Origin of the sequence: Nonomuraea sp. MTCD27 (genome assembly GCF_041950495.1) — a bacterium.
Taxonomy (GTDB): Bacteria; Actinomycetota; Actinomycetes; order Streptosporangiales; family Streptosporangiaceae; genus Nonomuraea.
Map to the genome: position 1 here is coordinate 358,415 of NZ_JBGNUW010000001.1, position 12,636 is coordinate 371,050.

Annotated in this window: 14 protein-coding genes; 8 read left to right on the forward strand and 6 right to left on the reverse strand. The window is 72.9% G+C overall.

Going from position 1 to position 12,636, the window contains the following annotated elements; all coding sequences use genetic code 11:
* Positions 1-21: 21 nt before the first annotated feature.
* Positions 22-699, forward strand: a complete 678-nt coding sequence (locus ACBJ59_RS01760; protein WP_375108388.1) for a class I SAM-dependent methyltransferase — start codon at positions 22-24, stop codon at positions 697-699.
* A gap of 7 nt (positions 700-706) precedes the next feature.
* Here ACBJ59_RS01760 and ACBJ59_RS01765 read toward each other — a convergent pair whose 3' ends face one another.
* Positions 707-1,432 carry a VOC family protein gene (locus tag ACBJ59_RS01765; RefSeq protein WP_375108389.1) on the reverse strand — a complete coding sequence of 242 codons (726 nt, stop codon included), beginning with the start codon at positions 1,430-1,432 and terminating at the stop codon, positions 707-709.
* Positions 1,422-2,024 (reverse strand): PadR family transcriptional regulator, encoded by a 603-nt coding sequence (locus ACBJ59_RS01770; RefSeq protein ID WP_375108390.1) that lies wholly within the window; start codon positions 2,022-2,024, stop codon positions 1,422-1,424. The genes ACBJ59_RS01765 and ACBJ59_RS01770 overlap by 11 nt, the downstream gene beginning before the upstream one ends.
* A 171-nt stretch (positions 2,025-2,195) precedes the next feature.
* Here ACBJ59_RS01770 and ACBJ59_RS01775 point away from each other — a divergent pair, with 171 nt between their 5' ends.
* The 4 genes from ACBJ59_RS01775 (at position 2,196) to ACBJ59_RS01790 (ending at position 6,895) form a co-directional block, all read left to right on the forward strand.
* The gene (locus ACBJ59_RS01775; RefSeq protein WP_375108391.1) at positions 2,196-2,990 is read left to right on the forward strand and encodes a hypothetical protein; all 795 of its coding nucleotides are present in this window, start codon (positions 2,196-2,198) and stop codon (positions 2,988-2,990) included.
* Entirely contained in the window at positions 2,987-4,117 is a 1,131-nt protein-coding gene (locus ACBJ59_RS01780) for a hypothetical protein (RefSeq protein WP_375108392.1), read from the forward strand. The genes ACBJ59_RS01775 and ACBJ59_RS01780 overlap by 4 nt, the downstream gene beginning before the upstream one ends.
* A gap of 64 nt (positions 4,118-4,181) precedes the next feature.
* A complete protein-coding gene (locus ACBJ59_RS01785) occupies positions 4,182-5,621 on the forward strand; it encodes a hypothetical protein (RefSeq protein WP_375108393.1) in 1,440 nt (479 codons plus the stop codon).
* Positions 5,618-6,895, forward strand: a complete 1,278-nt coding sequence (locus ACBJ59_RS01790; protein ID WP_364132870.1) for an AAA family ATPase — start codon at positions 5,618-5,620, stop codon at positions 6,893-6,895. The genes ACBJ59_RS01785 and ACBJ59_RS01790 overlap by 4 nt, the downstream gene beginning before the upstream one ends.
* Positions 6,896-6,902: 7 nt before the next feature.
* Here the strand turns inward: ACBJ59_RS01790 and ACBJ59_RS01795 are convergent, their stop codons facing one another.
* Positions 6,903-7,832 (reverse strand): GNAT family N-acetyltransferase, encoded by a 930-nt coding sequence (locus ACBJ59_RS01795; protein WP_375108394.1) that lies wholly within the window; start codon positions 7,830-7,832, stop codon positions 6,903-6,905.
* Positions 7,833-7,992: 160 nt separating this feature from the next.
* Here ACBJ59_RS01795 and ACBJ59_RS01800 point away from each other — a divergent pair, with 160 nt between their 5' ends.
* Together ACBJ59_RS01800 and ACBJ59_RS01805 are read left to right on the forward strand one after the other, a co-directional pair.
* Positions 7,993-8,538, forward strand: a complete 546-nt coding sequence (locus tag ACBJ59_RS01800) for a TetR/AcrR family transcriptional regulator (protein ID WP_375108395.1) — start codon at positions 7,993-7,995, stop codon at positions 8,536-8,538.
* An 89-nt stretch (positions 8,539-8,627) separates the two neighbouring features.
* Positions 8,628-9,059, forward strand: coding sequence for an ATP-binding protein (locus tag ACBJ59_RS01805; RefSeq protein WP_364132878.1), 432 nt, complete (start codon positions 8,628-8,630; stop codon positions 9,057-9,059).
* A gap of 9 nt (positions 9,060-9,068) precedes the next feature.
* On the opposite strand, the gene ACBJ59_RS01810 is transcribed toward ACBJ59_RS01805, so the two are convergent.
* From ACBJ59_RS01810 to ACBJ59_RS01820, 3 genes are read right to left on the reverse strand one after another with little or no spacing between them, the layout of a single operon-like run.
* Positions 9,069-9,431, reverse strand: a complete 363-nt coding sequence (locus ACBJ59_RS01810; RefSeq protein ID WP_375108396.1) for a hypothetical protein — start codon at positions 9,429-9,431, stop codon at positions 9,069-9,071.
* Between the two features lie 58 nt (positions 9,432-9,489).
* On the reverse strand, positions 9,490-10,449 hold the full coding sequence (locus tag ACBJ59_RS01815; protein ID WP_375108397.1) for a Ppx/GppA family phosphatase: 960 nt from the start codon (positions 10,447-10,449) through the stop codon (positions 9,490-9,492).
* 9 nt (positions 10,450-10,458) lie between these two features.
* A complete protein-coding gene (locus tag ACBJ59_RS01820) occupies positions 10,459-11,682 on the reverse strand; it encodes a cytochrome P450 (RefSeq protein WP_375108398.1) in 1,224 nt (407 codons plus the stop codon).
* A 138-nt stretch (positions 11,683-11,820) separates the two neighbouring features.
* Here ACBJ59_RS01820 and ACBJ59_RS01825 point away from each other — a divergent pair, with 138 nt between their 5' ends.
* Entirely contained in the window at positions 11,821-12,636 is an 816-nt protein-coding gene (locus ACBJ59_RS01825; RefSeq protein WP_375108861.1) for a formylglycine-generating enzyme family protein, read from the forward strand.

Below are 12,636 nucleotides of genomic sequence, written 5' to 3' on the forward strand. Positions count from 1 at the left end.
CCGCGGGGATAGTTTCGAGACATGCGTGAATCAGGTACCGGCCCCGGCCCCATCACCCCTGACGGATCCCCTGTCGAGTTCTACAGCCTGCTGGCCGCCGGCGACGAGCCCGAGATCGTCGCCCAGGTGACCCCGCCCGGAGGCTCCGTCCTGGAGCTCGGCGCCGGCGTCGGACGGGTGACGCATCCGCTGCTCGACCGCGGCTTCGCGGTGGTGGCCGTGGACGAGTCGCCCGAGATGCTCGCCCGGGTGCGCGGCACCCGCACCGTGCTCGCCCGCGTCCAGGACCTGCGGCTCGACCGGCGCTTCGACACCGTCATGCTGGCCTCCCAGCTCGTGAACACCGTGCACGACGCCACCCGGCAGGCCCTGCTGGCGACCTGCGCGCGGCACGTCAAGCCCTCCGGCGCGGTGCTGATCCAGTGGATGCCCGCCGACGCGCACGACCGCTGGCACCCGGGCATGGGACGCGACGACGGCGACATCACGATCACGATGGCGGCCGTCGAGGAGGTGTCGCCGGGGATCTACGAAGCGACCATGCGCTACACGTACGGCGACGACAAGGTGTGGACGCAGTCGTTCTCCTCCAGGCGGCTCACCGACGACGACCTCGCCGCGGAGCTGGCCGCCGAGGGGCTGCGCCTGGACCGCTTCCTCACCGAGGACCGCAGCTGGGTGGTGGCCCTCCCGCTCTGACCCGCGGTCAGGGGCGAGGGGCGGGCCGGAGGACGGCCTCCAGGTCGTCGAGGGCGGCCAGGCTCTCGGCCAGCCTGTCCCGCTCGGCGTCGGAGAGGGTGAGCGCGCGGGCTCGGGCGAGGGCGTCGCCGGCGGCAGCGGAGTCGTCGGCGCGGAGGGCGAGTTCGGCACGGTAGGCCAGCGCTTCGAGCAGCTCGGCGGGCGTCGCGGTGGCCCGGTCGCGCTCCAGGGCCGCGTCCAGGATCTGGGCCGCCCGTACGTGCTTGCCGTGGGAGTCGCCCATCACGACCGCGCTGTGCAGGGTCGTGGTGAGCCTGCCGGGGGACTCCCCCTCCGGCGCGGGCCTGGCGGACGAGATCCTGATCCAGTTCCCGCCGGGGTCGATGACGGCGAACCCGGAATGGCCGTCGGCGTTCTTGCGCCTGCGGGGCCGGGTCATCCGGGGGATCCCGGAGATCAGGAGCCTGCCGTGGACCGCGCGCATGCCCGCCGCGAACGCCTCGAAGAGCTCCCTGGTGTCGGGCACGATGACCAGGCAGGTCCCGTAGGAGTCCTCGGGGTCGAAGCCCGGCATGCCGAAGAAGTGCAGCTGGAGGTCCTCGCGTTCGAGGGCCACGTACGGGTTCGGGCGAACCTGGTGGTAGGTCCGGGTGAACCCGAGCATGGTGTAGAAATCTTCGATCTCGTCGATGGACCGGCAGGGAAGCAGCGGCACGGTGATCTCATTGGCCATGGGTTCCTCCATCGGGTTGCGTGGGTGCGGGGTCCTCGCCGGCCATGGTGAACGCGCCCTCCTCCAGGCGGCGGATCAGCCGGTGCGTCCATCGGGCGCCGGTCTCGGCGGTGGTCAGCCACAGGGACAGGACCTCGCCCACCGGTCCCCAGGTGTCCAGATCGGTGCCCGCCGGTAGATGCGAGGTGATGCTGGTACGCCACTCGCGCATCGCGCTGGCCCGCTCGCGCAGCATCTCCAGGGCGCGCTCCCGGGGCAGGTCCTCGATCAGGCCGACGGCGGCGCCCAGCACGTCGAGGCCCGGCTCGTGGTCGGTGAGGGCCCGGCCCAGCAGGGTGAAGTATTCCTGTTCGCCCCTGCCGGTCAGCTCGTACTCGATCCGCGGCGGTCCCCCGGCCTCCGAGCGGACCGTCTCGTGCGTCACCAGCAGGCCCTGGGCGGCCATGCTCCTGAGCGCGTGGTACACCGAGCCGGACGTGGCGGTGGACCACTCGTGCGCGCCCCACGCCTCCAGATCCGCGCGGACCTGGTAGCCGTGTGCGCGTCCGCGCCTGCGCAGCGCTCCCAGGACCAGTAGCCGTACCGACTTCATCGAGCTCCCCAAAGACGGCTAGCCAAATTTGGCTAGCTCCCGGGAAGCGTACCGTCGCTAGCCAAACTTGGCTAGTGCGACCGGGCAAGCGCCTTTACGATGTAGATCACGCAATGGCGTCAATGTCGGCAAATTACTGGAAAATGCTGGGACTGTTGGTACAGTCGCGCCATGAGTGACCGGCTGGACGATCTCGAGCGGCGGATCGACGAGCTGCGGGCCGGCGTGCGCAAGGCGATGCGCGCCCGGGACGGCGCGACCGCCCGCGTCCTGCGGGCCGAGCTGCGCAGTGCCGAGCGCGCCTGGGACGCCCTCGTGAGCGGCGAGCAGGCCCGGCCCGCGGGCGGCGCCAAGGAGGAGCCGCCGCGCCTGGTCACCGTGCGGGAGCAGGTGCACCAGGGGCTGGGGCTCCTGGGCGCGGCCGCCCAGCCCAGGCTGGTCGTGGCCGTCAGCGAGGCGTTCTTCGGCGGCACGATCCGCAGCAACCAGCTCACCAGCCTGCGCAGGGACGAGGAGCGCTCGTTCAGGTCCTCCCCCCACGGGCGGCCGTACTACCTGTGCGCCGCGCTCACCGACCGCCTCTCCCCCGCCCGGGGCCTGCTCACGCTCAGCACGTGGCCGCTGGAGCGGCGCGTGGTCGGCCCGCTCAGCCCCCGCGTCGACTTCCTGACCTGCGCCATCGCGGTGGCCGAGCAGGAGCTGAGGAACGAGGCGGGCAACGGGCGGGGGGCCCGCTTACTGGTCCGCATGGCCAGGAACATCCCGGGCGCCACCGACGGCACGCTCGGCACGCAGGACCCCGGGAGGGTGGTCGAGGCGGCCCGCGCGGAGCTGCGCGTGCACGCCGATCGCGACACGCGGGATCGCGCCGAGCTGGCGGAACGCGCCGCGGCGCAGCTCGGTGACGCCGCGCGCCTGTTCGGCGCCGCTACGCTGAGCACGATCAAGAAGGAGAACGCGAAGTGAGCGGCTTGAAGCGCGAAGGCGACCATGTGCACCGGCTGGAGGCGCTGCGGGGCACCACGCCCCAGCAGCCGCACGACGCCCGCGCCATCGCGGCCCTGGCCGCCAACCCCGGCTGCACCCGCCGCGCCCTCATGGACGGCGCCGGCATCGACAAGGACGCCGCCGCCCGGCACCTGGGGTTCCCCGCGCCGTTCGGGCAGTCGCCGTTCGCGATCACCCGCGGCAACATGTTCGAGGCGCTGGTCAAGGCCGACGGGTGCGCGGAGCTGCTGCGCATGCTGCGCGAGCTGCTCGGCCTGCCGATCGCCGAGGTGTCCTACCACGACGTCGAGAACGTCGGCGCCCACCTGCGCCACGCCCACACCAGGGCGCTGTTCGACCGGGCGGCGGGCGAGGGCCAGGACGCCGGCACGCTCTACGACCATCCGCTGCTCAGCCTGGAGATCGCCGGGCACACCGCCTACCTGGAGCCCGACGTGGTGGCCTTCCAGCTGGGCGGGCGGTTCCACATCGTGGAGATCAAGTCGTTCGCGGTGATCGACGGGCAGGCCGACCCGTCGGCGGTGGCGGCGGCGGCGCGGCAGGCGGCGGTGTACGTGCTGGCGCTGCGCACCCTGCTGGAGGACCTGGGCCACGACCCGCTGAAGGTGTCGCACGACGTGGTGCTGGTCTGCCCGGAGAACTTCGCCAACCGGCCCGTCGCGACCCTGGTCGACGTACGCAAGCAGCTGGCCGTGCTGCGCCGCCAGCTCACCCGGATGACCACGCTCGACCGGCTGCTGGAGGGGCTGCCCGAGGACCTCACCTTCGACCTGCGGCCGGACGAGGACGGCCGGCCCACCAGGCCGGTCGCCGACCTGGCCGACGCGGTGCGCAGGACCACGGCCCGCTACGCGCCCGACTGCCTGTCCGCGTGCGACCTGTGCTTCTTCTGCCGCGACGAGGCCCGCCAGGAGGGCGCCTCCGACCTGCTCGGCCGCCAGGTGCGCGACGAGCTCGGCGGCGTCGCCTCCGTGGCGGAGGCGCTGGGCCTGGCCGACGGCGCCCGCGACCCCGCTGAGGGCCAGGAGGAGATCGCCCGGCTGCTCCGCAACGCCGAACGCCTGCGCAGGGAGTGCCTGACATGACCCCGCCGCCGACCACCCCGCCGCGGAGACCGATCGACCTGAGCCTGCCGCGGAGAAGCCCCACATGAGCCTGCTGACCTCGCTCGCCCGGCTGCGGGCCCTGGACGAGGGCATCGCGCAGCCCGTCGCGACCGTCAGGCACTGCCACCTCTCGGCGCGGCCGATGGTGTTCATCCCGCTCAAGCTCTCGGGCGAGGCCGCCGCGCCGCTGGCGGCGATGCTCGGCACCGACCGCGACCGGCCGCGCCTGCTCGTGGTGACCCAGCCGCGCAACCGCGACCTGCGCTTCGCCTGGGCCGCCGACCTGGCCGGGGAGCTGCTGCCGTACGTCGAGAGCTTCCTCAACGACACCGAGACCGTGGAGCGCAGGAACGCCGACCCCTACGAGCGCGCGCTAGACGCGCCGCAGCTGCTCGTCCCGAACCCGGCCGGCGTGGCCTTCACCCGCCTGCTCGGGCGCTCGACGCGCTTCCGCAGCACCGAGGGGCCGTACCCGGTGCCCGAGGGGGTGCCGCTGCTCGGGCGGTGGCTGACCTATCTCGGGGAGCGGGCGGCCTACCCGGGCTCGTCGCTGATGCTGGCCGCCACCGAGGAGCTGGGCCGGCACTGGGCCAGCGGGCAGAGCTCGCTGGAGGACGCCAACCTGGCCGCGCTGCTCGCCTGGATCACCACGGGCCCGAGCGACGAGGCGGAGGACCCGCTGATCTGGCCGCCCGCCGGGCCCGCGACCGATCCGGGGTTCGACGCCGAGGTGCTCGCCCCGGCGATCGAGAGCGAGTCGGCCGAGCGCATCACCGAGGCGCTGCGTACCCAGCTGGAGCCCACGTGGCGGCTCATGTGGCAGGCGATCGACCTGCTCGCCGCCCTGCCGGAGGGCGCGAGCGTGGCGCAGCGGTGGGAGCAGGACCGCGGCTCGTTCAGCGGCATGGCGGTGCACATCGCCGAGGGCGCCCCGCCGCAGCCCCGCCGCGACGGCGCCGTCACCGCGGCGGCCAAGCTGGCCCGGATGGAACGCGCCCAGGCCGGCTACGACGTGCAGCGCGCCTACGACGACCCCCTGGTGATGGCCGAATACCGCCTGACCGGCGAGGCGTTCGCGGGCGAGGTGGTCGAGACGGTCCCGGACAACACCGAGGGCGAGGGCCGCTCGCGCAAGCTCCGCCCGCTGGTCGTGATCAAGACCGACGACCCCGTGCACCTCGCGCCCGGCACGTCGCTCGGCACCCCGCAGCGCCGCGGCCAGGGCGCCGAGCTGGTGGAGGCGGGCGAGGGCCTGGTGACGCTCAAGATCACCAAAGGCATGGGCCGGGGCAGGACGGCCGCCCCGGGAGCGGTGCCGGAGCTCGGCGAGCGGGTCTGCTACACCTCGCTGACCGACGACTTCCAGGGCTCGCCGGCGCTGCCCGAGGCCGAGGCGACGCCGTGGACGCACGGCGGGCCGCCACAGGAACCACAGCAGGCATACGTGCCCGACGACGAGGACGCCCAGGAGGACTGGTCGTGACCGACAGCCCGGAGCAGGTCATCAGGAACGTCCTGGCCGACCTGCCGCGGCACCGCGGCGTGGTGGTCGACTCGCCGCCCGGGGCGGGCAAGTCCACCCTCGTCGTACGAGCCGCCGCCCACATCGCGGCCACCGGCGAGCCGCTGATGATCGTGGCCCAGACCAACGAGCAGGTCGACGACCTGGTGGCCCGGATCAGCGACAAGCACCCGCACCTGACCGTGGGCCGGCTGTCGGCGAGCGGGTACGTCCCGCCGCTGCGCATGCTGGAGCTGCCCGGCGTCCGGGTCGGCACCCGGATCCAGGACCTGGGCGACCCGGACATCGTCATCGCCACGGCCGACAAATGGGCGTGGATCGGCGACCGGGTGTGGCCGTGGGCGATCGTGGACGAGGCGTACCAGATGCGCTCGGACAAGCTGCTGCGGATCGCGGGGCTGTTCGAGCGGGCGCTGTTCGTGGGCGACCCCGGGCAGCTCGACCCGTTCTCGATCGTGGACGGCGACCGCTGGTCGGGGCTGTCGTGGGACCCGTTGCAGAGCGCCGTGTCGGTGCTGCTGCGGCACAACCCGGACCTGCCCGTGCACCGGCTGCCGGTGTCGTGGCGGCTGCCGGCGTCGGCGGCGCCGGTGGTGTCGCAGGCGTTCTACCCGTTCACCGGGTTCCGGTCGGGCACCGGTCACGGGGACCGGTGGATGGAGCTGTCGACCGGCGGCATGGGCACCGTGCACGACCGGGCGCTGGAGGAGGCGGCCCGGTCAGGGTGGGCGCTGCTGGAGCTGCCGAACCGGCACACCGTACGCACCGACGCGGAAGCCGTGCGGGCGGTGGCGCTGCTGGCCGAGCGGCTGCTGCAGCGCGGCGCGGTGGCCGGCTCCGAGCAGGGCGAGGGGCCGGTGACGGCGGACCGGATCGCGGTCGGGGCCGCGCACCGTGACCAGGTGGCCGCCATCCGGGCCGCGGGCCTGCCGCCGGAGATCACCGTGGACACCGCCAACCGGCTGCAGGGCCGCGAGTACGACGTCACGATCGTGCTGCACCCGCTGTCGGGCCGCAGGGACGCCACGGCCTTCCACCTGGAGTCGGGCCGGCTGTGCGTGCTGGCCTCACGGCACCGGCACGCGTGCGTGGTGGTGGCCAGGGCGGGCATCGCCGAGCTGCTGGACGCCCATCCATCGGCGGAGCCGGTGCAGCTGGGGGTCCCGGTGAAGTTCCCCGACGGGTGGGAGGCCAACCAGTCGGTGCTGGAGCACCTGTCCCGCCACCGGGTGTGAGGCCCGGTCAGAGGCGGCGGCGCCAGACGTCGATGGCCATGACCTGGCGCATCCCCGCCGACTCGTACAGGCCCAGGGCCGGCGTGGTGTTGTTGGAGTCGACGTGCAGGATCGTGCCCTTGCGCCCGCGGGCGGCGTCGGCGGCGAACGCGTGCCGCAGCAGGAACCGGCCCAGCCCCCGCCCCCTGAACTCGGGCAGCACGGCGAGCGTGGCCACGTAGCCGCAGCCCTCGTCCGGCAGGAACTGGTTGCTGCCGATCAGCACCCCGGCCGGCCGGCCGTCGAGGCGGGCCAGCGTGAGCTGGCTCCAGTCGGTCACGGTCATCGCCTGCCTGCGCTCGTACCACTGGTCATAGGAGCTCGGGACGAAGCCGAAGTGCTCGGCGAAGCCCTCCTGGTGCACGCGGTGCGCCTCGCGCCGCACGTCCTCGGGCTCGCCCGTGTGCAGGGTGAGGCCGGGCGGCGCGGCGGGCGGCCGCACCGGGCCGTCGTGGTCGATGCGCATGCGGTGGAAGCTGGTGCCGGGCTCGAAGCCCAGCTCCTTCGTCCTGGCCTGCTTGGCCGTGTCGTCGCGGTAGACGCCGATGTGCAGCGTGACGGAGTCGTGGCCGTGCTCCCCGCCCAGCTCGGCCGCCCGGTCGAGCACGGCCCGCCACAGCTCGTCCGCCAGGCCGTCCACGCCGGGGCGGACGATCACCTCGACGTCCACCAGGTCGCTCTCGCCGTTGCGGCAGACCCAGGCGTAGCCGTCGAGCCGACCGCCGGCGTCGTGCGCCAGCCAGCCGTCCCTGTCGCGATCGAAGCCCGGTTCGACCAGCTCGTCGACGACGTCGTCGAGCGTGGAGTCGGGGCCGCCGATCACCGAGGTGTCGTAGGCCGCGACGAGTTCGTGAATGGCGGCGGCGTCGTCCACCCGTGGCCGGCTGATGGTGTGCATGGGAGGGATTGTCCACAACGCGCCGGGAGCGCGCCTCCCATTTTCGGGACGGCGCCGCGCAGCGGGACGGCACCCGGTCACCTCCGGCTTGCCGCCGACCGGCAAACGTAGAATGAGCCGGGTACTTACTTGCCGGCCGTCAAGTCGAAATAGGTGCGAAGTGCGGGAAGACACGCGAACCCGGATCCAGGAGATCGCGCTGAGGCTCTTCACCGAGCAGGGCTACGAGGCGACCTCGCTGCGGGAGATCGCCGAGGAGCTCGGGGTGACGAAGGCCGCACTTTATTACCACTTCAAGACCAAGGACGACATCGTGGCGAGCCTGGTCGAGATGCGCCTGGCCGCCCTGGAGGAGCTGCTCGCCTGGGTCAGGAGCCGGCCCAGGACCCCGGAGATGCGCCGCGAGCTGGTCGAGCGCTACGCCGCGAGCATCCGCGCCACCCGGCATCTCGGGATCGCCCGGTTCCTGGAGCGCAACCAGACCGCGCTGCGTGACCACCCCACGATGATCAAGATCCGCGAGCGGATGATGGAGCTCACGGCCGAGATGAGCGAGCCGGACGCCACGCCCACGGAGCGGATCAGCCACTCGCTGGCGCTGTTCGCGCTGCACGCCGGCAAATGGCTGACGAAGGCGGACGATCTCTCCGAGGAGGAGATCCACAAGGCGACCTTGGCGGTCGCCATGCGCCTGCTGGAGCCGTAGCGGTTTCGCTCCCGCCCCTCCAGAAACGGACGATTGGGACACCGCATCGGGGGCAGGGGGCTGACACGCATCCAACGGGAGGAGGCGCAGTGGAGGCTACGATAGCGCTCCGACTGCCCAGGGATGCGGCGAGCGTCCCGCTGATCAGGCAGATGCTGGACGGCACGCTGCGGTCGCTCGGCGTCGAGCCACAGATCCGCGACGACATCGAACTGATGCTCACCGAAGCGTGCTCCAACGTGATCAAGCACGCGGCCCCCAGCGACGACTACACGGTCAGCGCGTCGGTCCACGACCACCTCTGCATCATCAAGGTCGTGGACACGGGCAACGGGTTCGACCCGCGCAAGCTGGTCATACCCGACCCCGGCTCAGAGCACGGACGCGGGCTGCAGATCATGCGCGCGCTCGCCGACGACATCCGCTTCACCAATAGGCAAGAGCACGGAGCGGTGGTCTGCCTGGAGAAACGCCTGCGGTACGCGCCGGGGGCGGCCGGGCGGCACCTCATGACCACCTGAGAGGCTCCCCTAGGTCCTGGTATGGCGCTCCACCGCACGCCGGTGGAGCCGGGACCGAGGGGGGCCTCCGCCCCGTTCGGCGGCCCTGCGCTCCCCCGGCCGGGCATCCCCGAGCAGGAAGCGGCGGCGCACCCGGGACACGCTCCCGTGCAGCTCCGCCCGCAGGCGTTCGGGCACCGCCGGCCCGCTGAGCTTCAGCTCCAGCCCGCTCCGGCGCCGGGTCAGCCGCCGCCACACCGTCCTCCACTGCGTCATCGAGGCGGCCATCGCCAGCAGCGTGACCATCGCGACGGCCGAGATGAGCAGCACGGCCAGGACGACGAGGAGGAGGACGACCACCAGGGAGCCGATCGTGCCGAGCACTGTCATCATTCGGCGAAAAGTGCCCGCCAACCAGTGCTTTATGCCAATAAATAGGGCTATATCGAGCTTACTCCGCCCCGCCGTTGAGCTGATCGAGCCGTCCCGGCAGCAGGTCGAGCCGGCGCAGTATCACTCCTTCGCGTAGCGCCCACGGGCACACGTCGAGCCGGTCCACCTCGAACAGGTCCATGGCCGCGTCGGCGACCAGCGCACCGGCCGCGAGCTGCGCCGCCCGGCCCTCGGACACGCCGGAGAGCTGGGCCCGCTCGGCCGAGTCCATCGTGGTGAGCTTGACGGCCCAGTCGGCCATGTCCTGGCGCGACAGCGAGCGCGAGACGTACGGGCCGTCGCTGGAGGGCGCCGCCCCGGCGATCCTGGCGAGCTGCTTGAACGTCTTGGACGTGGCGACCGCGCGGTTGGGCTCGCCGTAGCGGACGACGTCGCCGACGGTGCGGGCGATCTCGGCGCGTACGTGCTTGCGCAGCTTGCGCACCTCGTCGGCGGACGGCGGGTCACCGGTGAACCAGTCGCGCGTCAGCCGCCCGGCGCCCAGCGGCAGCGACACGGCCACGTCGGGCTCCTCGTCCACCCCGGCGGCGATCTCCAGCGACCCGCCCCCGATGTCGAACGCCAGCAGCCGCCCCGACGACCAGCCGAACCACCGCCGCACCGCCAGGAACGTCAGCCTGGCCTCGTCGCGCCCGGAGAGGACCGCGATGTGCACACCGCAGCGCTCGTCGATCTCCGCCAGCACCTGCTCGCCGTTGGCGGCCTCGCGCACGGCTGAGGTGGCGAAGGCCAGCAGGTCCTCCACCCCCTTGTCCTCCGCGAGGTGGACGGCCTCCTCGACGAAGTTGCCGAGCCGCTCGATGCCTTCCTTGCGCAACCGGTGGTCCTTGTCGAGGTATTCGGTCAGGCGCAGGTCGACCTTGTGAGAGTAGGCAGGCATGGGCCGGGCGCCGCGATGGGCGTCGACGACCAGTAAATGGACGGTGTTCGAGCCGATGTCCAGCACGCCGAGTCGCATGGGAAAACGCTACCGGTATGCGGCTTTTACGGCGAAACGGAGTCGGAAGTGGTCGAGCGAGGCGGGCACCGGATCCTCCAACGTGACGGACGGTCTGACTGAGCGCTCACGCAGGAAGGCGTCCAGCAACGCGACCGAGGTGAACAGCACCAGCTCCTCCCCCGGGCAGCGCGCGAACCCGGCGCTGAAGGGCACCCCCGCCCACTCCTGGCCGCCGCCGAGCCACAGCTCGGGCCGGTAGGAGTCGCCGGGTTCGGCCCTGTTGACGTACGGGCTGTGGACGATCGCCGTCGTGCCCTCCGGGACGTCCCACGGCGTGGGGCCGGTGACGTCGCGCAGGATGGCGAGCGTGGTGGGCCAGAGCCGCACGGACTCCAGCACGGCCGCCCGCAGGCGGTCCCGGTCGTGGGGCCCTGGGTGGCACGCCAGCAGGGCCAGGGCCCGGTAGGAGGCCATGGCGGCCGCGTCGTAGGCGAACAGCCAGTGCGGCACCTGCCCCTCGGCGTGCACGTCGGCCGCCGCATGGGCGCCGGCGAGCACGGCGGCCAGGCTGCCGGGCTCGGCCCGCGCCAGGTGTCCGGCCAGGCGGCGCCGGAAGGCGTTGCGCACGTCGGTGCGCCGCCCGCGCAGCCAGGACCAGTTGGCGTCGCGGCGGAGCCGGTCGAGCTGCCTGATGAGCGTCACGTCGTCGCGGGCGCCGTCGCCGAGCACGACGCGGCGGACGATCCGCCGGTGCGCGGCCTGGAAGCGCGGCCACGTCAGCACCCCGTGGCGGGGCAGCGTGGCGACCTCCTCCTCGACGACCCGGGTGAACGGGGCGAACTCCGAGCACAGCACCCGCTCGTTCAGCTCGCGCCGCCGGTCGCGCAGCTCCCGCTCGGGGGTGATCAGCACGCCGTCGGGCTGGAAGTGGGCCAGCGCGCCGCGCTTCTCCCTGCTGGCGGGGGTGAACGCCCGGTCCTCCAGCACCGCCCGCACGTCGTGCGGGGCGAGCGGCAGCAGGGCCGGGCCGCGCCCCGGGATCGGGACCAGCAGCGGCCCGTCGCCGTGCTCGGCCCGCAGCCGGCGCAGGAGCCGGATCGCGCGCCCGTCGGCGTCGGCCAGCGCCGCCAGGCGCACCATGGACGGGCGGCGCACCACGACGCCCTGCGCCAGGGCCGGCAGCGCCAGCACGGCGGCCAGGGTCAGCGCCTGGGCTGCGGTGACCGGGGCCGCCCGCGTGATCGTGGGCATGCTCCAGGGACTACCCTTCCTTGGTGTCATGACACGTTTGGGGGATCTTTGAGCGCTTGCTGTGGCCCGAGCAGGGACGCCGCCGGGCCGTACCAGGAGGGCGTCCGGATCACCGCGCGGCGGGCGGCGCCGCGCGGGATGGTGCGCATTCCGGGCGGGACCTTCTTCATGGGCGGGGACGATCCCGACGGGCGTCCGGAGGACGGCGAGGGGCCGGTGCGGGAGGTCCGGCTCGACCCGTTCATGATCGATCCGGTGTGCGTGACGAACGCGCAGTTCGCCACGTTCGTCAAGGAGACCGGCTACGTCACCGAGGCCGAGCGGATCGGCTGGTCTTTCGTGTTCCACCAGTTCGCCACGGCCGGCGTGATGGACGCCACCGTGCCGGGCGCGTCCTGGTGGGTGGGGGTGGAGGGGGCCACGTGGCGTTCGCCGGAGGGCCCCGGCTCGGCGATCGGCGACCGGCAGAACCATCCCGTCGTGCACGTGTCCTGGAACGACGCCGCCACGTACGCCACGTGGGCCGGCAAGCGGCTGCCCACCGAGGCGGAGTGGGAGATGGCGGCCAGGGGCGGGCTGGAGCGCAGGCGTTACCCGTGGGGCGACGAGCTGGAGCCCAAGGGGCGGCAGCGGTGCAACATCTGGCAGGGCCACTTCCCGACCGCGCCCAGCAAGGGGACGATGCCGGTCAAGTCGTTCCAGCCGAACGGCTACGGGCTCTACAACGTCTCGGGCAACGTCTGGGAGTGGACGGCCGACTGGTGGGGCACCGGCTGGGAGCCGTACGCCGACAACCCCACCGGCCCCGCCGAGGGCACGGCGAAGGTGATCCGGGGCGGCTCGTACATGTGTCACGACTCCTACTGCAACCGCTACCGCGTGGCGGCGCGCACCTCGAACACGCCCGACTCGGCGACCGGGCACACCGGCTTCCGCTGTGCGGCCATACTCTGA

Bases quoted from the DNA above. Each gene is read 5' to 3' on its own strand.
- ACBJ59_RS01760 (WP_375108388.1), top strand. From the start codon at position 22: ATGCGTGAATCAGGTACCGGCCCCGGCCCCATCACCCCTGACGGATCC.
- ACBJ59_RS01765 (WP_375108389.1), bottom strand. From the start codon at position 1,432: ATGGCCAATGAGATCACCGTGCCGCTGCTTCCCTGCCGGTCCATCGAC.
- ACBJ59_RS01770 (WP_375108390.1), bottom strand. From the start codon at position 2,024: ATGAAGTCGGTACGGCTACTGGTCCTGGGAGCGCTGCGCAGGCGCGGA.
- ACBJ59_RS01775 (WP_375108391.1), top strand. From the start codon at position 2,196: ATGAGTGACCGGCTGGACGATCTCGAGCGGCGGATCGACGAGCTGCGG.
- ACBJ59_RS01785 (WP_375108393.1), top strand. From the start codon at position 4,182: ATGAGCCTGCTGACCTCGCTCGCCCGGCTGCGGGCCCTGGACGAGGGC.
- ACBJ59_RS01795 (WP_375108394.1), bottom strand. From the start codon at position 7,832: ATGCACACCATCAGCCGGCCACGGGTGGACGACGCCGCCGCCATTCAC.
- ACBJ59_RS01810 (WP_375108396.1), bottom strand. From the start codon at position 9,431: ATGATGACAGTGCTCGGCACGATCGGCTCCCTGGTGGTCGTCCTCCTC.
- ACBJ59_RS01815 (WP_375108397.1), bottom strand. From the start codon at position 10,449: ATGCGACTCGGCGTGCTGGACATCGGCTCGAACACCGTCCATTTACTG.
- ACBJ59_RS01820 (WP_375108398.1), bottom strand. From the start codon at position 11,682: ATGCCCACGATCACGCGGGCGGCCCCGGTCACCGCAGCCCAGGCGCTG.
- ACBJ59_RS01825 (WP_375108861.1), top strand. From the start codon at position 11,821: ATGGTGCGCATTCCGGGCGGGACCTTCTTCATGGGCGGGGACGATCCC.